Below are 23,179 nucleotides of genomic sequence, written 5' to 3' on the forward strand. Positions count from 1 at the left end.
AACTTTATCACTTTATTTGTATAACTATCCTAAAACCATGAGCAAAAAGCTTTTTATCAAAACCTACGGCTGTCAGATGAATGTCTACGACTCCATCAAAATGCAGGATTTGCTTTATCCGTTTGGTTATGAAGCTACCGAAAGCATGGCGGATGCCGATATTATTATCTTAAATACCTGTCATATTAGAGAAAAAGCTGCAGAAAAAACTTATTCAGAATTAGGACGTATTAAAAAACTTCAAGATCAACGAAAAGGGCAGGGTTTAAATCCGGCAATAATCGTGGTGGCCGGCTGCGTTGCGCAAGCGGAAGGGGAAGAAATTTTTCAAAGAACGCCGTATGTAGATATTGTTGTCGGACCGCAATCATATTATAATTTACCGGAGCTAATCGTAAAAGTCGTTAGACACGAAAAGCATTTGATTAATCTTGATTTTGTCGAAGAAACAAAATTTGATAAATTACCTGAGCAATTATACCCTCAGGGGGCTAGTGCTTTTATTTCCGTACAAGAGGGGTGTGATAAATTTTGCACTTTTTGTGTAGTGCCTTATACTAGGGGCGCAGAATTTTCAAGGAATCTAGAACAAATATATAGAGAAGCATTAAAGGTAACTGCAAGCGGTGCTAAAGAAATAACGTTACTTGGTCAGAATGTTAATGCCTATCACGGTAAAGGTCTCGATGATAAAATTTGTAGTTTGGCAGATTTAATAAAGCATTTGAGCGCCATACCTACCTTAGAGCGTATTCGCTACACTACTTCGCACCCGATCGATATGTCGGATGATTTAATAAAACTGCATGGCTTAGAACAAAAATTAATGCCTTTCTTGCATTTACCGGTACAATCCGGTTCAAATAAAATTTTAAAGGCAATGAACCGCAAGCATGAGCGGGATTATTATTTTGATGTTATTAACCGCCTGCGTGCGGAGCGTCCCGATATAGTTTTTTCTTCGGACTTTATCGTCGGCTTTCCGGGTGAAACCGATGAAGATTTTGCCGACACCTTGGATTTGGTTCGCAAAGTCGGTTACGGGCAATGCTATTCATTTAAATATAGCCCGCGTCCTGGTACGCCCGGTGCATTAAAAGAGCAATTACCGGAAAATATAAAATCGGAAAGGCTTAGCATATTACAAAAAGAACTGAGCGATCAGCAATTAGCTTTTAACGAAAATTGTGTCGGTAGTGTTATGAAAGTTTTATTTGACCGAAACGGTAAATTTGACGATCAGATAATCGGCAAAACACCGTACATGCAGTCGGTATATATAGCAAATCCCGATAAAAATTTACTTGGGAAAATTATCGACGTAAAAATTATTAAAGCAGCAAATAATAGCTTAGCCGGAGAAGTAATATAGGTAAGAGTTGTGTCATACCTGTACTCTTTTATGTCATTCCCGTGAAAACGGGGCGTTGTTGCATGGCTCGAATTTTCGATGTCATTCCCACACCCCATTCACTACTGTACGAACGTTGAAAAAAGGCTGTGTCATGCCGTGACTTGATCACGGCATCCAGGAAAATAAAGCCATATTAGACTTATTTTAGAATCTTTTTATGATATTATAAGCTGGACTGAAGTGGTCGTAGCCACGGAATGACAGAATTTTTACCTCTTTATTTAAACGTTCGTACAGTAGTGGGCTTGACCACGGTATCCAGTTCTTACTTTATAATTTCTTCGTATAAATCACACCATTCAGGCGTTGTTGCATGGATGGTTAAAAACGCCCTCGGTGTCATTCCCGCGCAGGCGGGAATCCAGAAAATTATAGTCATCCTGAATTTATTTCAGGATCTACTATAAGGGATGCTGAAACAAGTTCAGCATGACAAGGTAAAAAAGTCTGGATTCCCGCCTACGCGGGAATGACATAATGGGGTGTACTACTGTACGAACGTTTAAATAAAGAGGTAAAAATTCTGTCATTCCGTGGCTACGACCACGGAATCCAGCTTATAATATCATAAAAAGATTCAAAATAAGTCTAATATGGCTTTATTTTCCTGGATGCCGTGATCAAGTCACGGCATGACACAGCCTTTTTTCAACGTTCGTACAGTAGTGGGTCAAGCCACGGTATGACAAAACAGAACTATATGACCCGATAAATTCTATAACTTAGTTAAAATACCATAGCCTAATAAACATAAAATCATCTTAATGTACAAATCTTTATATTTTTACTTAAAAATTTTTAGCGTGCTGGCTTTAATAGGTTTTGGCGTAGTTGCCTATATAATCTATTATTATTCGAGAGATCTACCGGATTACTCACAGCTGACAAATTATTATCCTCCGTCAGTGACTCGTGTTTATTCGCGTGACGGGAAATTGATGGAAGAATATGCCTTTGAACGTCGAGTATTCGTGCCTATTAACAGTGTACCGAATTCATTGATCGAGGCATTTATTGCGGCAGAAGATAAGAATTTTTTTAGCCATCCCGGTGTGGATATTCCGGGTATAATCAGAGCGGCGATTCTTAATATCTCAAACCTTCTGCATCATCGCCGAATGGAGGGAGGCTCTACCATCACTCAGCAAGTAGTTAAAAATTTCTTGCTAACCAATGAAGTCTCAATAAAGCGTAAGATCAAAGAAGCCGTGCTATCTTATATGATTTCTAATACCTTCACCAAAGAGCAAATTTTAGAGTTGTATCTTAATCAAACATTTTTCGGTCATGGAGCATACGGCGTAGCTATGGCAGCACAGAATTATTTTAACAAATCAATCGAAGAGTTAACTATTGCCGAATCAGCCTTTATTGCCGGCTTGCCGAAAGCACCTTCAAATTTAAATCCCGATAAAAATTATGCTAGAGTAAAAGAGCGCCGCAATTATGTAATCCTTCGCATGCTAGAGGACGGTTATATAACTAAAGAAGCGGCAAAAGAGGCCATAGACACACCGATTATTTTACAAAAACGAGATCGCAATGAAACGATTACGGCAGATTACTACGCAGAGCAAGTAAGGGAAGAAGTAATTAAAATGCTAGGTAGCAAAGAAGAGTTTTATACGGCCGGTCTGACTATTATCACTTCTTTAGATGCAGAAATGCAAGGAATCGCTGAAAATTCGCTTAGAAAAGGTATAAGAGAATATGACCGGAAATACGGTTTCAGGAAACCGATCGCCAATATTACCCTTGAGAATTGGCAAGAAAATCTAAAAAATTTACCGCCTCCTCCCTCACTTCTTGAATATAAGCTAGCCGTGATATTGGACGCGGCAGATAATTACGCTGAAATTGGACTTGAAAATGGCAAAAAAGCTAAAATTCCTATTTCTGAAATGAACTGGGCGAGAAGCAATCTAAAATCCGTTAAAACTATACTAAAAAAAGGTGACGTAATAGCGGTTGAATCGGTAAAAGATCATTATGCACTTAGGCAAATTCCGGCGGTAAACGGTGCTATTATGGTTATGAATCCGAATACCGGTCAGGTACTGGCAAGTGTAGGAGGCTATGATTTTACCGCCAGTAAATTTGATAGAGTAACGCAAGCATTGCGGCAACCCGGGTCTTTAAGTAAAACTTTTGTTTATCTAGCGGCTTTAGAAAACGGCATAAAACCTAATCAAATTTTTGATGACGGACCGATAGAAATCTCTCAAGGTGAAGGTATGCCTAGCTGGCGACCAAAAAACTATGAGGGGAAATTTTTAGGTCCTATCACTATGCGCACCGGTCTTGAAAAATCTAGAAATCTTATAACTGTTCGAGTGGCTACTGCCGTGGGTCTTACAAAAATCGTTGATATAATTAAACGTTTCGGGATTAATAATGAGCCGAAAAAAGTTTACTCTATGGTACTCGGCTCTATTGAAACTACGCTTGAAAAAATGACTAATGCCTATGCAATTATAGCAAATTCCGGCAAAAAAATTTCACCGCACTTTGTGGAATTGATCAAAGATCGTAACGGCAAAATAATTTATCGCCGAGATAATAGAATTTGCTCATCTTGTAACGTCTTGGATTTTGACCTAGAAACGGCAACGCTAAACATACCGGCAGAGAATGTTTATATGGTTATAGACGAGGCTAGCAATTATCAAATTACTTCCTTTCTAACTGGAGCAGTAGATAGAGGAACGGCATACTCTGCCAAAAAGCTTGGGAAGATTATGGGGGGGAAAACCGGCACAAGTAATGATAGTAAAGATACGTGGTTTATAGGTTTTACTCCAAAAATAGTAGTCGGCAGTTATATTGGCTACGATACTCCTAAAAGTCTAGGGAAATCGGCAACAGGCTCTAACGTGGTGTTACCTATTTTTATAGATTTTATGCAAAATGCTTATAAAGATATTCCTTCGCTGCCGTTTAAAGTACCGGAGTCGATAAAATTATTAGCGGTAGATAGAGCAACCGGAAAAGTTACTCCGCAAGGTAGTGTTATAGAAGCATTTAAAGTAAATAACATTCGTATGCTCGAATCTGATGATTTTGTCGGTGATAATAATATTTTTGATTACGTCCCTACCGAAAAGGACAATTCTCAAGAAATATATTAAGTTTAAGGAATTAAAATAACGTGAACTAAGAATAAGGAATTATACATAGTTCGCGTTAGCTTTGTTGTATGGCTCATAATTAATAAAAAACCCGTCATTGCGAAGCCACGAAGTGGCTGCGGCAATCCAGAAAAACATAGTCCTCCTGAATTTATTTCAGGATCTACTAAAAAAAGATGCGCAAAACTTGTTCAGCATGACAAGGACTTGATTGCCGCGTCGGCATAAATGCCTCCTCGCAATGACGATTCCGGTAGCCATGCGACAACGCCGTTCGCGTTAAAATACTGCAATTGTATTGTTTATATAAGAGATAGCATTTTGTAAATCAGTTTGATCGACCGCAAACTCTCCCCTAAACGGTTTATCTAAGATAAATATTAAAAATATCATTGAAGCCGAAGTAATACAAACTAACATAACCAAAATTTTATGAAGATAGAGTTTAGTACCGAGCATACAAACAAGTATTAAATTAATGATTGTCATTATAAATATAATAGTCCAATATGGAATATTTAAGGAAAAATATGACATTTTAATTCTATTATATCGCACTGTATAAAGGTCTTGAATCTCGTTAAATATTTTTTGCTTAATAAATAATTGCATTGAGTCCTTTCCTTCATAAGCCTTAACTATTTTGATAATATTTTGTAGATAAGAAAGTACTTGATTATCAATTTTTTCTCCATTTTTCATTAATGTCCATTCATTTGTGATAATATCCTTTGTATAATTCTTAATATCCGGATAAATATCTGATTTTACTGAAGGCGGAAGCCAATTTATAGTATCTGCAAGCCTCATTAATATTATCGATTCAGATGCCACCGTATCTTTAGTTTTATTAAAATTACCCAGTAAAAACATTAGTACAAACCCTACCAATACTGCGTACATACTGCCGACCACTCCGGATAAAAGTCCTCCTAAACTGCCTAGCTCTTCTTTTTGAAAATTACTAGGAATGATAGATTTTGTAAAATGTAAACAAAGGGTACAAAAAATCATCAAAATAATATTTATTATTAAGAATAAAGTAATATTATGAATGCTATAGAGAAAATCAATTACGTGATCGAACATATATTACTCATTGTTGATAAATATCATTAAGTGCAGTAATGGGTTACGTATTCCAGTGTCCGCGAGGAGGTACAGCGTCATTCAGAAAGCTTGATACAAGCGAATTTTTCTGGATTCGCCTGTGCTCACGTATTATTATACGCTGCGCAGGCTCACCTTTAAATTCATCTTGTCTAAATCTTTCTGAATTTAGCTGTATTGTTGCGTGGATCGAATTTTCGATGTCATTCTAGCTAAAGGCGGGAATCCAGAAAATTATAGTCATCCTGAATTTATTTCAGGATATTTTTCAAGAGATGCTGAAATAAGTTCAGCATGACAAAAAAAAGGCTAGATTCCCGCTTTCGCGGGAATGACATAAAACACTTTTTTAGAGCCATGCAACAACGCTAGTGCCGCGCAAGAATAACACTGTCACAATATGACAACTCCAAACCTTATAATTCTATTTCTTCTAAAGTTACCGTAGAATCTGCAAGTTTAGTAATTTTTTCAATTTTTAAACGTGCCTCTTGGAGTTTTTTCTCGCAATAATTTTTTAGTAAAACTCCCCTTTCAAAACTATTAACTGCCGATTCTAAACTTTCCTGACCGTCATCTATTTTTTTTACGATATCCTCTAATTCGGCAAGTGCCGATTCAAAGCTTACATTTTCTTCTATAGATTTTATTGTTGCCATATTATTACCTAAAAATTTTAATTACATTTTTCAAATATATACTCCGTATTTTAACTCTTCATTTCACGGCAATATATTATACCTTAATTTAAGGGTTAGCGGCAGGATTTTTTACCGGAATTTCTGATATCTGAAATAATTTTTTTAACTCGCTACTATCAATAGTTTGTTTTGGACTAAAAATATTTCCTTGAAGTTTTATATTAAGATTTGTCAGAATATCCTTATTATTTGGGTCGTTTGCGTTTTGATCGTTTAGATCAGAGGTTATACGCGGAACATAAAAAGATAAAATAGAAGATAAATTCGTATCAAAATTATATATATTTATGGCCATAGACGCTCCGCCGGAACTATATTGGGTGTTAAAAGTTATATTCTTTAAGAGAGCTATACCTTTTTCTAGCTTAATATCGCCTTTTATAGTGCTAATTGTATTTTGCCCATATGATATAGTTTTTAAATCATAGTCAAGATTTTGTGGATTGTAATTTTGTGAGTTAATTTTTTCTATAAAAGAATCAATAGAAAAATTATTAACTTTTATATTATTTATTGCAAATTGCGACTCCGTAGTAAGGTTATATAATTGATTTTTTAATGTATTGCCGCTAGTTGAAAAATTGCCGTTTATACTAGCTTGACCGTTTAAAGAGAGGAATATTTTAGGTATAATAGTCGATAATCCTGTTAAATCAATCGTATTAAGGGCATAAACAAAGTTGATAGAATTAGAGTCTAGTAAAATATTCCCTGTTCCTTGAAGTTTACCTGCCAACATATTTGCTTCTATATTATTAATTTTGAATAAATTATCGTCATTTTCTATGTAAAATTTAAGATTTTCTATTATTAAATCATTTTGAGATAATTTGGTTAGTTTTCCGTAAATTTTTAAAGAAATTTTATCGATGCTATATTCGTTAAACAGCTTATTTCTTAAAGCAAGCAGTGATGCGGGAGATAAAAAATTAGCTTCAAAAACTCCGTCTTTTATTTCCGCGGTTAATATAGGCTTGAAATTCGACGCTTCTAAATCCCAACTAGTCGATAAATAATTATTACCTGCTCGAATATCTAAATTATTAATTTTGAGATGAGCCGGTGAGATATTGGCTAATAAATTTACTTTTTCAAATGAATTATCGGCAAAATTTATATTATCTATAGTAAAATCTAAATTAGCCAAACAATTTAATGTTCTGATCGGGATAAATTTATTTAGATAATCTGAATTTTTCATATCTTTCGTTAAGTCTTCAATAAATCCGATAATCGGTGAAATTATAGGGTAAGTTTGTTTAGTAAAATCCAGCAAAGAAAAATTAAGGGTGGCATTCACATGCGGAATAGACGCTATAAATTTAGTAGATAAATCACCCGTTACATTAAGATTATCGGTTTTCAATAAGAAATTTCTTAAATATAAATCTATTAAAGTTAATTTTAAATCTGAGGACAATACAAAGGGGATGGTTTCTTTCACGGTCGCGCTGCTAAACCCTAACATATCTAATAGAGAGTTTAAATCATTGTGAGTTAAGGAAATCTTGCCGTCAAACATACTTCTTACCGAATTTTGTGTTACGTCTCCCGTAAGCTTAAATTGTCCTCCCGTCCTAATGCTACCTGAAAACTCTTCTACTTTTAAAATTCCTTCCGTTAAGTTAGAAGAAAAGATTATTTTATCTAACGACTCATTATTACTTAAAACTATTTCATCAATTGTAATGTCGGTTTTTAATAATTTATCGGCAAAAATAAATCTCAAATTAGAAGGAATGCTATTAAATTGATCGGAAGTATTTGAAGTAAGAAGAGAATTTATATCTATTTTAGGAAAATGTAAGGTAATGAGGTTCGGAACTTTATTATTTTTACCGATATCCATTACCCCGTTTCCTAAAACAAAAGACGAATTTATCGTTATATCTTTTAATTGCAATATATCTTCTGCCGCTAAAATATTAAATTTAATATTTATAGGTTCAGTTTGTTTAAATTTGCTAAAAATATGATTTAACTCCGGTAAAATACTGTACAGAAAAGCGGCTAAATTTTTTATTTGATATTCGCCGGTCCCCTTTTCTAATTTAGTTCCTAGTTTAGAATTTTTATAAGCTTCCGATATCTTAAGGCTATAATTACTATTATTAATATTTAGATTGAAATCTATAAGGTCATTATTTTGCTTAACAGAACCCGAAATTTCTCCTATATTATGGTTTGCTTTAAATAAAATGTTGGACGATAAATTATTTTCTTGTCCTAAGGAACAATTAGTAAAATTCAAAATAGAATAATCTTGCTTATTAATAATATTTAAATTAGTAATATTGAGCTTTATATCTTTTAAGTTAGAATTCAGAAAAATATTTATTAATTGTTCATGATCGTAAATATTTAATTTATTGTCATTTGAATAGATTTTAGCATCTAATATATTAAGGCGGTTAATTTTAGGCTTGAAGCTTAAGAACGACCAAAATGAAAAATGAACTTCTATTTTTTCTAATTCTATTTTCCCTTCTTCGGTTATTGATTCAATAATTAAATAAGGAAAAGGAAATTTATTTACTGTTACTTTCTTGATATTCGGGGCAGTAATACCAAAATGAGCAACAAAATTTTTGTCTATAGAATTATAATTAATAAGAAATGAAGCGCTAAATATTATAAATATTAATAACGCAACGCTAATTATAGTAAAGGCAATTATTTTTTTTATCATGTTATGTAGTTTATAAAAGCTTTTTAAATATTATTACCTATAACTATTAGAATTCAAAGGCAAATTAATGACTTTATCGCAAAATTTAATTTTAGTTGGTGTAATAACATCGTCTCACGGTGTGCAAGGAAATGTTATTATAAAATCTTTTACTTATCCCGCGGCAAACATTGCCGAAATGAAATTAGTAAATAAATCGGGCGAAGATATTAATATTAAATTAATTAATCAAAATTCTCAAGGGAATTTAATTTGTAAATTTAATAAAATATCAAATAGGGAAGAGGCGGCAAGTCTAAAAGGCTATAAATTATTTTGTTTAAGAGAGGTTTTGCCGGAGTTAGAAGAAGATGAATTTTATATAACGGATTTAAATAATTTACCCGTATTTGATCAATCAATGAAGCCTTTAGGTAAAATAAAAAATATTTTTAATTTTGGCGCAGGCGATCTAATAGAAATAGAATTTCTAGACAAAAAAATAGAATTATTGCCTTTTACTAAAATTTTCTTTCCTATTATTACTAAAGATTATGTCGTTTACACTCCTGAGGTTATTTCTTCCTAAATTTAGGCGTTGTTGCATGGCTCAAATTTTCGATGTCATTCCCGCGCAGGCGAGAATGACATACGGCATTAATATCAATCATGACTATAATAAAATTTAGAGTGACAAAGCCCCTTAAATTTGTATTAATTAAGAATATGCATATATTTAGGAATAAAAGATGTCCAAAGCTTTAAAATACTCGATTTTTACGTTTGTAATTATAGTTGTTGCTTTAATTATCATACCTTTTTTTATACCTTTAAATAGTTATAAAGGAGTAATAATCAGTAAAGTTAAAGAAGCAACGGGACGTGATCTAATAATTAACGGTGATATAAAACTTAAGATACTGCCAAACCCTTCCGTGCAACTGCAAGAAGTTAAATTATCATCTATAGAAGGAGCGAAAGAGCCGGCTTTAGTTGAGGTAAAAGAAGCTAAAGCGGCTCTTAGCCTGTTCTCGCTTATTACCGGTTCAATTGAAATAGCGAGTATTGAGCTACAAGAACCGACTATTAATTTAGAGATATTAGCGGATGGACGAAAAAACTGGGAAATGACTAAGGCAGAAAGCAAAGTTGCCGCTCCCAAGAATGATATTATTGAGAATAATGTCATTGAGAATAATCCTGTAGAATTACCTATTTTTATTAAGCATATCAAAATCGTAAACGGGAAATTGACTTATATTACAGGTAAAGAGCGAAAAATATTTGATAATATAAATTTAGAAAGCAAAATCAATAGCATCAAAGGTCCGATAGATTTTACCTTGAGAGTGAACGCTTTAGGGCAACAAATTAATATTACAGGGAACATAGCAGAGCTTGCAAAAATCATCCCTATAGATGCTTTTATCGATATCGTCGGCACACAAATTAAAGTCGAGGGGAAATTTGATATCGATAATAATTCCTTTATAGCTACTGCCGCTATTAAAGGTAATAGCAAGAATTTTGGCGTTCCGTCTTTGTTGCAAGGTGATTATGAGTTAATAACCTCCCTAATAGCCGATGACAAACAAATAGTTATAAAAGATGCTAGGCTTAATTTTAAAGATATCGAGCTTACGGCTCAGGCTAATTACGATATCGGTCAAAATAATATCAAATCAAATATAGCTTTAAACCCCGGTAACATTGTAATTGATTTAACTTCTAATGTTGATAAGTCAGCTATTTTTAACGGTGATATCAAACTGCAAGCTCAAGCGATTCAACTGCTACTTACGGCTTTAAATATAAAACCGGCTAAATTCCCGCCTGTTACCAATCAAAAATTAACATTTACTACTAATTTAATTTATAATCCACAGGAAATAACTTTACAAAATATCAACTTCATTGCCGCAAATAGTAATCTGCAAGGCATGATTAAGATTAAAATGCAAAAGGATATATTAGTGTCTCATAACTTAAAAATTAATAATGCTGATTCTTTTATGAGTTTGTTTGGCGTTAACAGTTCCGGCTCTGTCGGATCGTTGCAAATTAGCGGTGAAGTGCAAAAAACCGGTGATATTTTTCAAGTAAATGATAAAATAGGCATTTTCAGCACTGACATATTAGTTAAAGGCAATGTTAACTTAAGCGGCACAAAACCAAATTTTACGCTAGATTTACAGAGTAAGTTAGTTAATTTAGATAAAATAATTGCTCCGACTCCAACGAGTTCATCAAATGTAAATGTCAGCGGTCAAAATGCTGCTAAAAATATTTCCGGTGACGCCGCGCCGTGGTCAAATAATCCAATAGATTTATCTTTTTTAAACTCAATTACCGGAAGTCTTACCGCTTCTATAGATAAGCTTACTCAAGATACTTTAGTTCTAGATAGTTTGAGAGTAAAATTAAATATAGAAAACGGCAAATTAAATATTAGTTCGATTACTTCTAATATTTACGGCGGACAGCTTAATATCAGCGGCTATGTACAAGCGAGTAAAGACCAAGAGGCTTCTTTTAAAATTGATTTAAAAAATGCTCATTTAAGAAATATCGTACCGCAAGGCGGTAAAATTAAAGTAACTGAAGGACAGTTAAGTCTAAAAGCCGATCTTAATTCTCGTGGAAATAGTAGCTATAAATATATAAGCAACCTAGGCGGAAAATTTAGTATGAATGCTTTAAACGGTAAAATAAGCGGCTTTGATTTAAATAAAATAGTTGATGCGGTAAATAACGTTAAAAATGCCGACGGGATTATCCTAGTAATTAATTCTTCTTTTGCCGGTGGAGAAACGGCTTTTAATAATTTAGCTGCTGCTGCCGATATTGAAAACGGTATCGTCAAATTAACCGAATGCCGGCTTGATGCTTCACCGGCTATTGCTACTGCTGCCGGTCAAATTAATTTACCGCAATATATGATGGATATAAATGCTAGTGTTACTATAGGAAGCTTACCGCCTTTAGGTGTTAAACTATACGGCTTTCTAAATAACCCGCAGCATAAATTAGATGCTAAAGCTCTACAAACGCATTTAGTTAAAAACGTCCTAAATAGTGTTGTTAAAGACTTAAAGAAAGGTGACGTTAAGCCTGAAAATATTATTAAGAATGCGCTAGGGATCGGTAAAAAGAAATCTACGGAAGCTCAAGATAATCAGCAAGAAAATAATCAAGAGAACAACGATAATAAAACTAACGATCCGGTTAATAAATTATTACAGAAGGGTTTGAAAAAGCTGTTTTAAGTGACGCTTGTCATTCCCGTGAAAACGGGAATCTAGAAAAATTATAGTCATCCTGAATTTATTTCAGGATCTACTAAAAAAGATGCTGAAACAAGTTCAGCATGACAAAAAAAGTCTGGATTCCTGCTTTCGCAGGAATGACATAAAAGGTTGTAGCAATTTACTACACTTTACAAAAATCCAATGCTAAGAATATGGCAAATAAATAAAATATTGAGTAAGCAAAAAGCCTTTTTGCTTGCTTATGATCAGACGTATCACGAAATAACGAAATAGAATAATATAAAAATATTATTCCCAGTATGCCGGCAATTATCAGATATGTAAAGTTACTCATTTTTATAAAAAAAGGCATAAGGGAAGTAATAAACAGGGCGATACTATAAATAAGAATTTGTTTTTTAGTATAATAAGCACCTTTCACCGCCGGCATCATCGGCACTTTACAATTTTTATAATCTTCATTACAGAAAAGAGCCAAGGCCCAAGAATGGGGAGGCGTCCAGATAAAAATAATTAAAAATAAAATAAATGATCCAAGCGATATCTTGTTAGTAACGGCAACCCAGCCGATCATAGGAGGAAGAGCACCGGCAACCCCGCCGATAACGATATTTTGCACGGTAGAGCGTTTTAACCACATCGTATAAATGAAAATATAGTAGCAAATAGTAAATAATAATAATGCGGCAGCAAGAAAATTAACGCACAAAGCCATAAAAAATACCGAAAAAAATGCCGTTATTATCCCAAAGGATAAAGCTTCGTCAGCTTCTATAGCTTTAGTTACTAACGGTCTTTTTTGCGTACGTTTCATTAGTCGGTCGATATCTCTATCATACCACATATTGATTGTTCCGGCACTTCCGGCACCAAGCGCAATACATAGCACCGCAATAAAAGCAATAAAAGGATGGATAGAAGAGGGCGCAAGCCACGCGCCTGAAAATCCCGTAAAAATTACCAAAGACATGACTCGTAGTTTCATAAGCGAAATATAGTCTTTAACGGTACCGCGGTTATGGCTATCCTTAGTAATAAGTGTTGTTGCATGGGCTATTGAATTCATAGGGATTTTTTAAAAATTTGTTTTCAATATAATCAATTGACTATAAAAATCAAGGATTGACTTTAATGTAAGAAATGTATATATTTTTTGTAATAAATAATATTGTTATAAATTACAAGGGAATACAATAGTGACAAAAATCGTTAGTTCTAAGTATAAAGCTAGTAGAAGATTGGGTGTTAGCCTATGGGGAGATAGTAAAGACGCCTTTAACACTAGAAATTATCGTCCCGGTCAGCACGGGCAAAATACCATGATTAAAACTTCCGATTATGGTTTACACTTAAAAGCAAAACAACGACTAAAATGTCATTACGGTCGTATTAATGAAAAGCAATTTAGGAATATTTTTGCTCTTGCCCAAAAAATGAAAGGTAATACCGGGGAGAATTTTATCGGGCTACTTGAAAGTCGACTTGATACCGTAGTATATAGGATGAATATCGTATCGACAATTTTTGCCGCCCGTCAATTAGTTTCACACGGTCATATCAAAGTAAACGGCAGGAAAGCCGATATTGCCAGTATGCGATTGAAAGAAGGGGATGTTGTCGAGCTTAAAGATTCTACTAAGCAAATGGCAGTTGTTTTGGAATCGGTATCAAAGCAAGGTCAGACCGCACCTAGCTATTTATCGTTCGATGCTACTTCGTTTTCCGGAAAATTTATCCGAGTACCGGTACTTTCCGATGTGCCTTATCCTTTTGAGCCTGAAGTTAATTTAGTAATCGAGTTATATTCTCGTTAATTGGTGAAAGGGGTTGCTACGTATTCGTCATTGCGAGGAGGTACAGCGTCATTCATAAAGCTTGATACAAGCGAATTTTTCTGGATTCGCCTGTGCTCACGTACTCCAGTACGCTCCGCAGGCTCACCATTAAATTCATCTTGTCTAAATCTTTCTGAATTTAGCTGTACGTAGTACCGACGTGGCAATCCAGTTTCTTTTTATTATGCTAAACTTGCTACCTATATAAATTTGGCATTCTAATTAAATCCCTCATTACATTCGGGATAGCCTGGATTGCCACGTCGGGACTTTGTCCCTCCTCACAATGACGGTGTTTTTTGTAATGATTCAGCGTTGTTGCGTGGCTCTAAAAAAGTGCCGTATGTCATTCTAGCTAAAAGCGGGAATCCAGGTTTTTTTTTGTCATGCTGAACTTGTTCAGTATCTATTAAAAAAGATCCTGAAATTATTTCAGGATGACTTTGTGATACTTTTTTCTGGATTCCCGCTTGCGCGGGAATGACATCGAAAATTCGAGCCATGCAACAACGCCTAATGATTCCGAGCCATGCAACAACGCCTCCTCGTAATGACGATTCCCCATTCCTCTCACTCAAAACTTCACATTTAATCTTCTTCATAAAATTCCGGTTTGAATAATTTAAAACTTTCACTAGGTGAATTCGGTAGTGAAATTAGATTATATTGTTCATCAAAAGCATTGCCGTATATTTTGGTAATATTATTAATATTTTCGGGATATTGAAAACCTAATAATATAGATTTTAGAATAGTAAATATTGCTATATACGGGTCGGTAATAGGTGAGGCGAGGCGATGCTCCAGGCGTTTCGGGTAAGAATCGGGTATGCGCACGGCAACTGTTCTATTATTTCCGCCGAATGATATATTAGTCGGTGCCATAAAATTTTTATCTAAACGCAAATAATCCTCTTCGTTAGGCATAAATATAAGAAAAGTATCGAGCATATAGTGGCATAAACTTTTAGCTATAGCGTCATCTCGATCGCTTGATACAAGCGAATTTCTCAGAACTCGTCTGTGCTCACGTACCTTTGGTACTGCTTGCGCAGACTCGTCTTTAAATTCATCAGCTCTTATGCTTTCTGAATTTAGCTGTACTATATAGTCAATTGATCCCCACTTGTCTACATTATCACCGGAAATAAAATTTATATGAAAATGCATACTATTACCGTAATCATTTAAAAACGGTTTAGGATAAAAATTTATATTTCCTCCCAATTTTTTAGCAATATTTTCTAAAGCAAGCTTAACATTAGATATTTCATTGATATAGTTTATTAAATCTTTTGAAGGAGGAAGATCGATTTCAAATTGATTATTGCCTTTTTCTTTTTTTATTTTTAAAATTTTTGCTCGTACTAAGTATTTGCTTGTAAGAGTTTCAAATTCAGATATATCAATATTAGAGCTTAAATAAAATTCTATTTCCGCTCCTATAACCGGAATTAAGTTATAATATTTTTGGAATTTTGCTATTATTTTCTCTAGTTGATTGTTTTTTTGTAAACTATTTGATAAGTTACTTACAAATTCATTATAGGATACTTGCATGGAAGAACTAATAAATGGATTAGTTTATTATAAAATTTTTGACAAAAGCTACAAGCATTCTAGCCATATTTACGTAAAAAAAAATGAATCTACTAATTTAGCAGAAATAGAAAAAAATAAAAAAGCTATTATTAATTATTTTTCGGTGGAGGATATTTTAATTTTACGCCAGGTTCACGGTAATAAAATTATTGACGCTGATATAAATATCAAGATTTCTGAACCTGAAGCAGATGGTGCTATCACTACTAAAAAAAATTTAATTTTAGCTATTCAAACGGCAGATTGCGTACCGGTACTACTCGCAAGTGAGGACGGAGCAGTTATCGGTGCAGCACATTGTGGGTGGAAGAGTAGCAAAGCTAATATTATTAGCAATTTAGTTGTTTCTATGAAAGAAAAAGGTGCAAAAAAATTAATCGCAGTAATAGGTCCTACTATTGCTCAAGCTTCATATGAAGTGGACGCAAAATATTACGCTGATTTTATGACTGACTCACCAAATAATTCGGTATTTTTTATCGAGTCGGATAAAAAGGGGCATTATATGTTTGATTTGCCTAAATATGTAGAGTCAAGACTTCAAGAAGCGGGAGTAGAAAATATTAAAAAAATAGAAGAAGACACCTATACTAATCCTTTAAAATATCCAAGCTGTAGGCGTTCCTGCCATTCAGGAGAGCCTTATAAGGAAAATATATTATCGGCTATTGTGATTAAATAATAAGATTAATATTGCTTTATATGGTTGACCGGTGTCAAGCCGGCATTGTTGCACGGCTCATAATTTACCGCATTATAGTTATTACAAGTATGGTGTTATACCGAGGCCCCTCCCACGGTATCCGGAAAAAGCCTTAATAAAAAGACTGGATGCCGTGGTCAAGCCCACTACTGTACGAACGTTGAAAAAAGGCTGTGTCATGCCGTGACTTGATCACGGCATCCAGGAAAATAAAGCCATATTAGACTTATTTTAGAGTCTTTTTATGATATTATAAGCTGGATTCCGTGGTCGTAGCCACGGAATGACAGAATTTTTACCTCTTTATTTAAACGTTCGTACAGTAGTGGGTCAAGCCACGGCATGACAGATAGCACTTTTAAAAAATACTCTATTTATAACTAAAATTTCACTTTAAATAAAATAAATCGTATGAATTCAAATTTATCCTTTTTTCCAATAATTTACGCGCCGAACGAAATTTTTAAAAAGCAAGCGGAGTATATAGATATCGTAGACGACAATATCCGTATTATCATCGATAAAATGCTTAAGACTATGCAGATAGAAAAAGCCGTCGGGCTTGGCGCTAATATGGTCGGTATATTAAAGCGTATAGCTATAGTTGATTTGCATGAAAATAATAAATCTTCGCCTATTATTTTGATCAATCCTGAAATAATTTATTTTTCCGAAGAGAAGCAAACTTTTATGGAAAGGTCTTTATCATTTCCTGGGATAGCAGCAAATATTACTCGCTCAAAAACGATAAAAGTGAAATATCTTGATTATGACGGAAATAAACAGGAACTAGACGCCGAAGGGTTTTTAGCTACGGTAATTCAGCATAAAGTAGATTATTTAAACGGCAAAACTTTTCTTGATTATTTATCAAAATTAAAACGCGATAATTTACTAAAAAAAATGGAGAAATACTTAAAGTTATATCCTCCGCATGTGCATGGAACAGGCTGTCGGCATTAGGGAATTTCTGGCGTTGTTGTATGGCTCGAAAAAAGTGCCGTATGTCATTCCCGCGTAAGCGGGAATCCAGAAAAAATCTTAGTAAAAGACTGGATGCCGTGGTCAAGCCCACTACTGTACGAACGTTTAAATAAAGAGGTAAAAATTCTGTCATTCCGTGGCTACGACCACTTCAGTCCAGCTTATAATATCATAAAAAGATTCTAAAATAAGTCTAATATGGCTTTATTTTCCTGGATGCCGTGATCAAGTCACGGCATGACACAGCCTTTTTTCAACGTTCGTACAGTAGTGGGTCAAGCCACGGTATGACAAGTTTTAAGCGATTTTAACCATCCATGCAACAACGCCGGTCAAGCCACGGCATGACACCATACTTGTAATAACCATAATACGGTAAATTATGAGCCATGCAACAACGCCTCCAGTCGCTCGCAATGACGATTCCGGTAGCCGTCCAACAACGCCGCGCCTGCGTGGGAATGACATCAGAGATATATTTTACAAATTAAATTAGTTTTCATATTATGCGTATTTTTCTTATTCTAATAACATTCTTCTTACTATCGGCATTTTCAAATACAAATTTCCAAAAAGATAATTTAAAATTTACTGAATTATTAAAAGATAAATCAATTACGGTTGTTGCTCCGGCTTCCGGTGCCGATAATACCGAATTATCCACTTTAAAAAATATTAGCTCGTTAAAATTAAATATACCGCATAAATGCTTTGATAATACAAAAGTGCTTTTTCACTCCAATAGCGATGAATTAAGATTTAAATGTTTAAAGGATGCACTATTTGACGACTCAAATCATATAATATGGACATTACGCGGAGGGTACGGTTCGGCAAAAATAATTCCGTATTTACAAAAATTAGCAAAACCTGCTAAAGAAAAATTTTTTATAGGGTTTAGCGATATAACAGTGCTGCATATTTTCCTTTCTCAAGAATGGGGATGGAAAACTATTCACGGTAACGGCATAGTTGAGATATTAAAGCCTGAGAAAGATCGTAATAATTTCATGAAAATAGCCCAGATAATTTCCGGCAAACTCAAGCAAGTTACGATTAGCGGCTTATCGGCAATTAACCCTACGGCAAAATCAGCTAAAGTTGTTACCGGTAAGCTTACCGGCGGTAATTTAACTATGGTGCAAACAAGTATCGGTACAAGCTGGCAAATAAAAACCTCTAATAAAATTCTTTTCTTGGAAGATGTTAATATAAAGCCTTACCAAATAGATCGTACTTTACTTCATTTTAAACAAGCGGGATTATTAAAAGACGTAAAAGCGATAATATTCGGTAGTTGCGGCTCTGGTGATAAAGATATTATGGCTATACTTAGTAACTTTGCATCTAACTTAGCTATTCCGGTCTTTAAAACGAATAGATTCGGGCATGAGAAAATTAACGATCCTATTATTTACAATACGGATAGTAAAATTATTGCTACCGATGAGGGTAATTTTAAATTAGTAATGGATATTTAATTTAGAACCGTACGAAAGAGGCATTTATGGCATATAGTATTCTTATTCCCAAGGACTTAAATAATGAACTAACGGCTTTATCTAAACTTGAAGGCAGACCAAAATCTTACTTAATAAAGGCAGCCATTAAAAATTATCTACCGGAACAAAAAGAAGATAGACAAGACGCAGAAATTGCGTTAGCAAGAAAAAATGATACAAATGACAAGATTTATACTTCAAAAGAAGCAGATGAATTCCTAAAAAAAATATATGATTTATAAAATACAATATAGATATGGTGATTATCGAATAATTTATGAAATAGATAGAGAAAATAAGTGTATTATAATAAAAGTCGGTCATAGGGGAGAAGAAATATATGACTGATCTTTTTATCTTCTTAAATGTAAATAATCGTTATATTTTAATAAATCAACATTATAAGGGAAAAATTTATTAGTTATATAATGCTCTAATAAGGATATTAATCCTTGTTTGTGTCGGCTTAAATCTTCTTTGCTTAACTTTATTTCCGTTAGTTGAAGATAAGGCTCGGAACTCGAAATTTTTACGTAAGCGATGGTTATATTATGATTAATATTAGGCGTAATCGCGAAGCCGTTTTCTAATATCATTAAGCTTTCAATAATAAGCTGCGGCGATAGCCCGGAATCAATTTCTTTTTTACTTGGAATAGCACCTGTCTTATAGTCTAGTATAGTTACTTGATTTAATTTGTTAATTTCAATTCGATCGGCTATGCCGATAATTTTTAAATTATGTCCCGCAATGTTCAGCCGTAATTCGCCTTTAAGCTCAAAATAAATATTTTTACAATTTTTTCTTTGCTCATCGTCAAATGCAATAAAAGCTTTAGCAAGCGGTAGGAGCTTTATTTGCCAGGTCTTTTTTGTGTATACCGGTAGAGCCGTGTTTTGCAAAATATTATTGCCGATATTTATTAGGAGTTGTTGCTTTATATTGGAATCGACATACTGATCATAATTTTGGGGGTCATAATTCTTTGAATATTTCTCTAATACTTTATGGATAAAATTACCGAAATCCGATATTTTAGGTTCTTCCCAGATCATATCTTTTTTGCGTAAATTTAGAATTTTTTTAGCGTAAAAACTATATGGGTTTCTTATTAGTATTTCTATATCGGTAACCGATAATATGTCCGGAAAACTATTACTATAAGCTCCTGTATCCTCGCTTAACCTGAAAAGTTTGTCATTCCGAGATCCCGCCACGGCATCCGGTTTTTTTATCGAGTCCCCTAAAATAAGCTGTAATTTCAATAAGAAGTTAGACGGGGTTGTAGATTTACCGTCCTGTTTTTTAGAGCGTAATATAATCACTTGTTTATTATGTAAAAACAAATAAAAATGATATAAAGATAAAGTAGTAGAGGTTTCATCATAATTTATTTCTAATTGTTTCCGTGCTTCCTTACTAAGCCATGGATGAATGGGGACGGGCGGCGGCCAGTTTTCACCGGTAAAGTTCGGTAAAATCACTAACTCAAATTTTGATAAGGCTAAATCTTCTGCGCAGCCGATTATTATATTAGCGGTGTCATTATTATTGGAATATCGCACGCTAGATATTAGAGAAGCAAAAACTTTCGGAAAATCTTGTTTGCTCTCAAGGGTTATATATCGGCTAAAATTCGTTAAATTAGCCAAGAATTCTAATATTTCTTTCCCTCCTTCTTCTTCCCGAATATTTGGATAAAGCTTTTCGGCGACTTCGCTAGTAGTTTTTAAAATATCCTGGATAGTATGAGCTTTAGCTTCAAATAAAATACTAATTAATTCCCTGCAATAGACTATTAGTTCTTCGTCCTCTGTTGCTTCTATTATTAATAATAAATATTTTGGAGATGAGATAAAGCGATTTTTATTTGATAACAATATCTCTAATTTTTGAATTTCCAAGGAATTTATTAAAGGATTTTTTAGCAATAAAAATAATGTTTTTAAGTCGAAGTTATTACATAATATTTTGCTGACAGTAACTAATAAATGGCTAATATTAGTAGTTGCTAAGTCATTACCGAGCAAGTCCTCGAATTTTAGCGAATATTTAAGTAAAGAATTAGCGTATATTTCTTTAGCTTGTTGATTATTTACGATAATTGCTATTTTTTTATCTATGTGCTGTTTGCATATTAAAGCTATTTGCTGCGCTTCTTCGTAAATATTTAAGGGTTCTGCATAATATATATTATCGGGTGAAGTAGCAGGGGCGGGAAAGCTTGCCTCAGGATTAATTATAGATACGGACGGAATAGGCGCTAATTCTTGTAAAAACTTTTTGGACATAGGATCCTTAGCAAATAATCCCGCTATTATCACCTCTTTATTACTATTTTTTATTTTTGTTATTTCTTCTTGTAATATTGCCAATTTATAGGCGGCTCTATTTTGCTTCCCTAGCTCCTTTATTTTTGTTTGCCATCCGTCAAAGCCATATTCTAAGAATTTATAGATTGTTTGCCAATATTTAGAATTATTATAAGTTTCAATAGATTTTATAGAAATATTATTGCTTATTAGTTCGTTAAATAATTTGCTTAAAAGCTCAGCTGCCTTTAGTGCTTCGCTCACGCTAAATTGCAACTTGTCGTAATTGATAATTATTTCCGCTAGAAAAAGTTTTTCTTCTAAAGGGGCTATTGGTTCATAATCTTCAGAAGTATTTTTTCTATCCGCAATAATAGCCGTGAAGGGGATAATGGTCGGTAAAGTTGTGATTTGATAATCTATGGTTAAAGTTTTTTTCAGCTCCGTGCAAGCAAAATTATTAGGTAATATTACCTTAAGCCGCGGCTGCAAATTTTGTTTACCGAATTCATCAACAATAAATTTAGCAACTACTTCTAAAAAAGAAAAATTAAGAGAAATTTTATATAAATTCATGGGGTTTATTTTTATAATGTGCATACTCCCAACGTCGTTGTGAGAAGCCGGAGGCGTTGTTGCATGGCTACTAGAATCGTCATTGCGAGGAGGCATTTATGCCGACGTGGCAATCCAGTTAAACATATTTTTATACTAAACTTGTTTAGTATTCTAATTAAATCCCTCATTACATTCGGGATAGCCTGGATTGCCGCAGCCACTTCGTGGCTTCGCAATGACGAGTTTTTTATTAATTTTCGATCCATGCAACAATGCCGGCTTGACCACGGTATCCAGTCTTTTTATTAAGGTTTTTTCTGGATGCCGTGGTCAAGCCCACTACTGTACGAACGTTTAAATAAAGAGGTAAAAATTCTGTCATTCCGTGGCTACGACCACTTCAGTCCAGCTTATAATATCATAAAAAGATTCTAAAATAAGTCTAATATGGCTTTATTTTCCTGGATGCCGTGATCAAGTCACGGCATGACACAGCCTTTTTTCAACGTTCGTACAGTAGTGGGTCAAGCCACGGCATGACACCGAACGCTTTGCAACGCTTTTGATCCCCACGACAATGCCGGCTCGCAATGACGTTGAGGTATCCACACAACAATCTAACTACTTGCTTTAATAAGCTCTTTAAATAAATTTAAATCTACATCGTTGTCATTTAAATATTCCGGGTGCCACTGCGCTCCTATGACGAATTTATGATTTTGTAATTCAATCGCCTCTATTATTCCGTCATTTGCCTTAGCCGATACAACAAGACCGTTCCCGACACGATCAATAGCTTGATGATGGGTTGAGTTAACCATTACCTGCGTTTTGTTATTTGTCATTTTTGCAAGTTTAGTACCCGACTCAATAGTAATTGAGTGAGAAACTATATTTTTTGGACTCGGTTGTTCGTGATTAATTATTATAGTTTGATTATTATTTTTCATATAATCCGGTATGTGCTGAATAAGACTACCGCCAAAGGCAACATTTAATAACTGCATCCCGCGGCATATCCCAAGGATAGGGATATTTCTTGCTAATGATTTTTTTAAAACCAGAATTTCAAACTCGTCACGTTCATTATTGGCAATAACAACGTCTTCTGCATATTCAGGTTCATAAAATTTAGGATGAATATCTTCGTCACCGCCCGGAATAACTACGCCGTCGATAATTGCCAATAACTCGTTGATCGTACTACTCTGATAAGGCAAAAGTAGCGGCACGCCGCCGGCTTTTATTATTGCATCGGCGTAGTTTTTGCGTAAAGCATACCACGGAAAAGCTGCATAACTATATTTTTCACAATTATTAGCCAAATCGAGAGTGAGGCCGATTATCGGTTTTTTCTGCGTCATATTAACTATTCATAAATGAAGAATTAGTT

The 23,179-nt window shown here is 34.2% G+C and carries 25 protein-coding genes and 1 pseudogene; 11 read left to right on the top strand and 15 right to left on the bottom strand.

Annotation, left to right across the window (positions count from 1 at the left end):
• The first annotated feature begins 37 nt into the window (after nucleotides 1-37).
• A complete protein-coding gene (miaB, locus tag AAGD64_RS02950; protein ID WP_341793803.1) occupies nucleotides 38-1,372 on the top strand; it encodes a tRNA (N6-isopentenyl adenosine(37)-C2)-methylthiotransferase MiaB in 1,335 nt (444 codons plus the stop codon).
• A 28-nt stretch (nucleotides 1,373-1,400) separates the two neighbouring features.
• Here the strand turns inward: miaB and AAGD64_RS02955 are convergent, their stop codons facing one another.
• A complete protein-coding gene (locus AAGD64_RS02955; protein WP_341793804.1) occupies nucleotides 1,401-1,523 on the bottom strand; it encodes a hypothetical protein in 123 nt (40 codons plus the stop codon).
• 88 nt (nucleotides 1,524-1,611) lie between these two features.
• On the opposite strand from AAGD64_RS02955, the gene AAGD64_RS02960 reads away from it, so the two are divergent.
• The gene (locus AAGD64_RS02960) at nucleotides 1,612-1,821 is read left to right on the top strand and encodes a hypothetical protein (protein ID WP_341793805.1); all 210 of its coding nucleotides are present in this window, start codon (nucleotides 1,612-1,614) and stop codon (nucleotides 1,819-1,821) included.
• On the opposite strand, the gene AAGD64_RS02965 is transcribed toward AAGD64_RS02960, so the two are convergent.
• The gene (locus AAGD64_RS02965) at nucleotides 1,816-1,944 is read right to left on the bottom strand and encodes a hypothetical protein (RefSeq protein ID WP_341793806.1); all 129 of its coding nucleotides are present in this window, start codon (nucleotides 1,942-1,944) and stop codon (nucleotides 1,816-1,818) included. The two genes, AAGD64_RS02960 and AAGD64_RS02965, sit on opposite strands and share 6 nt — an antisense overlap.
• A 234-nt stretch (nucleotides 1,945-2,178) precedes the next feature.
• On the opposite strand from AAGD64_RS02965, the gene AAGD64_RS02970 reads away from it, so the two are divergent.
• Nucleotides 2,179-4,542 (top strand): penicillin-binding protein 1A, encoded by a 2,364-nt coding sequence (locus AAGD64_RS02970; protein ID WP_341793807.1) that lies wholly within the window; start codon nucleotides 2,179-2,181, stop codon nucleotides 4,540-4,542.
• Between the two features lie 2 nt (nucleotides 4,543-4,544).
• On the opposite strand, the gene AAGD64_RS02975 is transcribed toward AAGD64_RS02970, so the two are convergent.
• From AAGD64_RS02975 to AAGD64_RS02995, 5 genes and pseudogenes are all read right to left on the bottom strand, one after another.
• Nucleotides 4,545-4,667 carry a hypothetical protein gene (locus AAGD64_RS02975; protein WP_341793808.1) on the bottom strand — a complete coding sequence of 41 codons (123 nt, stop codon included), beginning with the start codon at nucleotides 4,665-4,667 and terminating at the stop codon, nucleotides 4,545-4,547.
• A gap of 154 nt (nucleotides 4,668-4,821) precedes the next feature.
• Nucleotides 4,822-5,556, bottom strand: a complete 735-nt coding sequence (locus tag AAGD64_RS02980) for a DUF4239 domain-containing protein (RefSeq protein WP_341794138.1) — start codon at nucleotides 5,554-5,556, stop codon at nucleotides 4,822-4,824.
• Nucleotides 5,557-5,698: 142 nt separating this feature from the next.
• Nucleotides 5,699-5,842 (bottom strand): annotated as a pseudogene (locus tag AAGD64_RS02985) (palindromic element RPE3 domain-containing protein); the annotation flags it as partial.
• A gap of 226 nt (nucleotides 5,843-6,068) precedes the next feature.
• Entirely contained in the window at nucleotides 6,069-6,311 is a 243-nt protein-coding gene (locus tag AAGD64_RS02990) for an exodeoxyribonuclease VII small subunit (protein ID WP_341793809.1), read from the bottom strand.
• Nucleotides 6,312-6,399: 88 nt separating this feature from the next.
• Nucleotides 6,400-9,042 (bottom strand): AsmA-like C-terminal region-containing protein, encoded by a 2,643-nt coding sequence (locus AAGD64_RS02995; protein WP_341793810.1) that lies wholly within the window; start codon nucleotides 9,040-9,042, stop codon nucleotides 6,400-6,402.
• 67 nt (nucleotides 9,043-9,109) lie between these two features.
• On the opposite strand from AAGD64_RS02995, the gene rimM reads away from it, so the two are divergent.
• The gene (rimM, locus tag AAGD64_RS03000; protein ID WP_341793811.1) at nucleotides 9,110-9,610 is read left to right on the top strand and encodes a ribosome maturation factor RimM; all 501 of its coding nucleotides are present in this window, start codon (nucleotides 9,110-9,112) and stop codon (nucleotides 9,608-9,610) included.
• Nucleotides 9,611-9,770: 160 nt separating this feature from the next.
• A complete protein-coding gene (locus AAGD64_RS03005; RefSeq protein WP_341793812.1) occupies nucleotides 9,771-12,287 on the top strand; it encodes an AsmA family protein in 2,517 nt (838 codons plus the stop codon).
• A gap of 163 nt (nucleotides 12,288-12,450) precedes the next feature.
• Here the strand turns inward: AAGD64_RS03005 and cyoE are convergent, their stop codons facing one another.
• Nucleotides 12,451-13,356 (bottom strand): heme o synthase, encoded by a 906-nt coding sequence (gene cyoE, locus AAGD64_RS03010; RefSeq protein WP_341793813.1) that lies wholly within the window; start codon nucleotides 13,354-13,356, stop codon nucleotides 12,451-12,453.
• 130 nt (nucleotides 13,357-13,486) lie between these two features.
• Between cyoE and rpsD the strand changes: the two genes are divergently transcribed.
• Complete coding sequence (rpsD, locus tag AAGD64_RS03015) at nucleotides 13,487-14,104, top strand: 30S ribosomal protein S4 (protein WP_253307917.1); 618 nt, start codon at nucleotides 13,487-13,489, stop codon at nucleotides 14,102-14,104.
• Here the strand turns inward: rpsD and AAGD64_RS03020 are convergent.
• From AAGD64_RS03020 to AAGD64_RS03030, 3 genes are all read right to left on the bottom strand, one after another.
• On the bottom strand, nucleotides 14,101-14,292 hold the full coding sequence (locus tag AAGD64_RS03020; protein ID WP_341793814.1) for a palindromic element RPE3 domain-containing protein: 192 nt from the start codon (nucleotides 14,290-14,292) through the stop codon (nucleotides 14,101-14,103). The two genes, rpsD and AAGD64_RS03020, sit on opposite strands and share 4 nt — an antisense overlap.
• A gap of 114 nt (nucleotides 14,293-14,406) precedes the next feature.
• A complete protein-coding gene (locus tag AAGD64_RS03025) occupies nucleotides 14,407-14,628 on the bottom strand; it encodes a hypothetical protein (RefSeq protein WP_341793815.1) in 222 nt (73 codons plus the stop codon).
• A gap of 85 nt (nucleotides 14,629-14,713) precedes the next feature.
• Nucleotides 14,714-15,685, bottom strand: coding sequence for a palindromic element RPE3 domain-containing protein (locus tag AAGD64_RS03030; protein ID WP_341793816.1), 972 nt, complete (start codon nucleotides 15,683-15,685; stop codon nucleotides 14,714-14,716).
• On the opposite strand from AAGD64_RS03030, the gene pgeF reads away from it, so the two are divergent.
• On the top strand, nucleotides 15,684-16,409 hold the full coding sequence (gene pgeF, locus AAGD64_RS03035) for a peptidoglycan editing factor PgeF (RefSeq protein ID WP_341793817.1): 726 nt from the start codon (nucleotides 15,684-15,686) through the stop codon (nucleotides 16,407-16,409). The genes AAGD64_RS03030 and pgeF overlap by 2 nt on opposite strands.
• A 432-nt stretch (nucleotides 16,410-16,841) precedes the next feature.
• The gene (def, locus tag AAGD64_RS03040; protein ID WP_341793818.1) at nucleotides 16,842-17,393 is read left to right on the top strand and encodes a peptide deformylase; all 552 of its coding nucleotides are present in this window, start codon (nucleotides 16,842-16,844) and stop codon (nucleotides 17,391-17,393) included.
• A 318-nt stretch (nucleotides 17,394-17,711) separates the two neighbouring features.
• Here def and AAGD64_RS03045 read toward each other — a convergent pair whose 3' ends face one another.
• Nucleotides 17,712-17,882, bottom strand: coding sequence for a hypothetical protein (locus tag AAGD64_RS03045; protein WP_341793819.1), 171 nt, complete (start codon nucleotides 17,880-17,882; stop codon nucleotides 17,712-17,714).
• Between the two features lie 38 nt (nucleotides 17,883-17,920).
• Between AAGD64_RS03045 and AAGD64_RS03050 the strand changes: the two genes are divergently transcribed.
• Genes AAGD64_RS03050 through AAGD64_RS10570 form a run of 3 tightly spaced genes read left to right on the top strand, consistent with a single transcriptional unit; the run spans nucleotide 17,921 to nucleotide 19,264 of the window.
• Nucleotides 17,921-18,895, top strand: a complete 975-nt coding sequence (locus AAGD64_RS03050; RefSeq protein WP_341793820.1) for an LD-carboxypeptidase — start codon at nucleotides 17,921-17,923, stop codon at nucleotides 18,893-18,895.
• 26 nt (nucleotides 18,896-18,921) lie between these two features.
• Entirely contained in the window at nucleotides 18,922-19,158 is a 237-nt protein-coding gene (locus AAGD64_RS03055; protein WP_253307912.1) for a hypothetical protein, read from the top strand.
• Nucleotides 19,148-19,264 carry a type II toxin-antitoxin system RelE family toxin gene (locus tag AAGD64_RS10570; RefSeq protein WP_253307911.1) on the top strand — a complete coding sequence of 39 codons (117 nt, stop codon included), beginning with the start codon at nucleotides 19,148-19,150 and terminating at the stop codon, nucleotides 19,262-19,264. The genes AAGD64_RS03055 and AAGD64_RS10570 overlap by 11 nt, the downstream gene beginning before the upstream one ends.
• A gap of 5 nt (nucleotides 19,265-19,269) precedes the next feature.
• On the opposite strand, the gene AAGD64_RS03060 is transcribed toward AAGD64_RS10570, so the two are convergent.
• The 3 genes from AAGD64_RS03060 to AAGD64_RS03070 all read right to left on the bottom strand — a co-directional run bounded on the left by AAGD64_RS03060 (nucleotide 19,270) and on the right by AAGD64_RS03070 (nucleotide 23,150).
• Nucleotides 19,270-21,789 carry a PD-(D/E)XK nuclease family protein gene (locus AAGD64_RS03060; protein WP_341794140.1) on the bottom strand — a complete coding sequence of 840 codons (2,520 nt, stop codon included), beginning with the start codon at nucleotides 21,787-21,789 and terminating at the stop codon, nucleotides 19,270-19,272.
• Nucleotides 21,790-21,815: 26 nt separating this feature from the next.
• Nucleotides 21,816-22,052 (bottom strand): hypothetical protein, encoded by a 237-nt coding sequence (locus AAGD64_RS03065; protein ID WP_341793821.1) that lies wholly within the window; start codon nucleotides 22,050-22,052, stop codon nucleotides 21,816-21,818.
• Between the two features lie 351 nt (nucleotides 22,053-22,403).
• Nucleotides 22,404-23,150: a gamma-glutamyl-gamma-aminobutyrate hydrolase family protein gene (locus AAGD64_RS03070; protein ID WP_341793822.1), complete on the bottom strand. Its 747-nt coding sequence runs from the start codon at nucleotides 23,148-23,150 to the stop codon at nucleotides 22,404-22,406.
• Between the last annotated feature and the right edge of the window lie 29 nt (nucleotides 23,151-23,179).

Origin of the sequence: Rickettsia endosymbiont of Ceutorhynchus obstrictus, from assembly GCF_964026565.1 — a bacterium.
GTDB lineage: Bacteria > Pseudomonadota > Alphaproteobacteria > Rickettsiales > Rickettsiaceae > Rickettsia.

What these genes read in the sequence shown, in the direction of transcription:
- miaB (WP_341793803.1), top strand. Translation starts at nt 38, where the DNA reads ATGAGCAAAAAGCTTTTTATCAAAACCTACGGCTGTCAGATGAATGTC.
- AAGD64_RS02960 (WP_341793805.1), top strand. Translation starts at nt 1,612, where the DNA reads ATGACAGAATTTTTACCTCTTTATTTAAACGTTCGTACAGTAGTGGGC.
- AAGD64_RS02965 (WP_341793806.1), bottom strand. Translation starts at nt 1,944, where the DNA reads ATGACAGAATTTTTACCTCTTTATTTAAACGTTCGTACAGTAGTACAC.
- AAGD64_RS02970 (WP_341793807.1), top strand. Translation starts at nt 2,179, where the DNA reads ATGTACAAATCTTTATATTTTTACTTAAAAATTTTTAGCGTGCTGGCT.
- AAGD64_RS02980 (WP_341794138.1), bottom strand. Translation starts at nt 5,556, where the DNA reads ATGATTTTTTGTACCCTTTGTTTACATTTTACAAAATCTATCATTCCT.
- AAGD64_RS02990 (WP_341793809.1), bottom strand. Translation starts at nt 6,311, where the DNA reads ATGGCAACAATAAAATCTATAGAAGAAAATGTAAGCTTTGAATCGGCA.
- AAGD64_RS02995 (WP_341793810.1), bottom strand. Translation starts at nt 9,042, where the DNA reads ATGATAAAAAAAATAATTGCCTTTACTATAATTAGCGTTGCGTTATTA.
- rimM (WP_341793811.1), top strand. Translation starts at nt 9,110, where the DNA reads ATGACTTTATCGCAAAATTTAATTTTAGTTGGTGTAATAACATCGTCT.
- AAGD64_RS03005 (WP_341793812.1), top strand. Translation starts at nt 9,771, where the DNA reads ATGTCCAAAGCTTTAAAATACTCGATTTTTACGTTTGTAATTATAGTT.
- cyoE (WP_341793813.1), bottom strand. Translation starts at nt 13,356, where the DNA reads ATGAATTCAATAGCCCATGCAACAACACTTATTACTAAGGATAGCCAT.
- AAGD64_RS03025 (WP_341793815.1), bottom strand. Translation starts at nt 14,628, where the DNA reads ATGGCTCGAATTTTCGATGTCATTCCCGCGCAAGCGGGAATCCAGAAA.
- pgeF (WP_341793817.1), top strand. Translation starts at nt 15,684, where the DNA reads ATGGAAGAACTAATAAATGGATTAGTTTATTATAAAATTTTTGACAAA.
- AAGD64_RS03030 (WP_341793816.1), bottom strand. Translation starts at nt 15,685, where the DNA reads ATGCAAGTATCCTATAATGAATTTGTAAGTAACTTATCAAATAGTTTA.
- def (WP_341793818.1), top strand. Translation starts at nt 16,842, where the DNA reads ATGAATTCAAATTTATCCTTTTTTCCAATAATTTACGCGCCGAACGAA.
- AAGD64_RS03045 (WP_341793819.1), bottom strand. Translation starts at nt 17,882, where the DNA reads ATGTCATTCCCACGCAGGCGCGGCGTTGTTGGACGGCTACCGGAATCG.
- AAGD64_RS03050 (WP_341793820.1), top strand. Translation starts at nt 17,921, where the DNA reads ATGCGTATTTTTCTTATTCTAATAACATTCTTCTTACTATCGGCATTT.
- AAGD64_RS03055 (WP_253307912.1), top strand. Translation starts at nt 18,922, where the DNA reads ATGGCATATAGTATTCTTATTCCCAAGGACTTAAATAATGAACTAACG.
- AAGD64_RS10570 (WP_253307911.1), top strand. Translation starts at nt 19,148, where the DNA reads ATGATTTATAAAATACAATATAGATATGGTGATTATCGAATAATTTAT.
- AAGD64_RS03065 (WP_341793821.1), bottom strand. Translation starts at nt 22,052, where the DNA reads ATGGATCGAAAATTAATAAAAAACTCGTCATTGCGAAGCCACGAAGTG.
- AAGD64_RS03070 (WP_341793822.1), bottom strand. Translation starts at nt 23,150, where the DNA reads ATGACGCAGAAAAAACCGATAATCGGCCTCACTCTCGATTTGGCTAAT.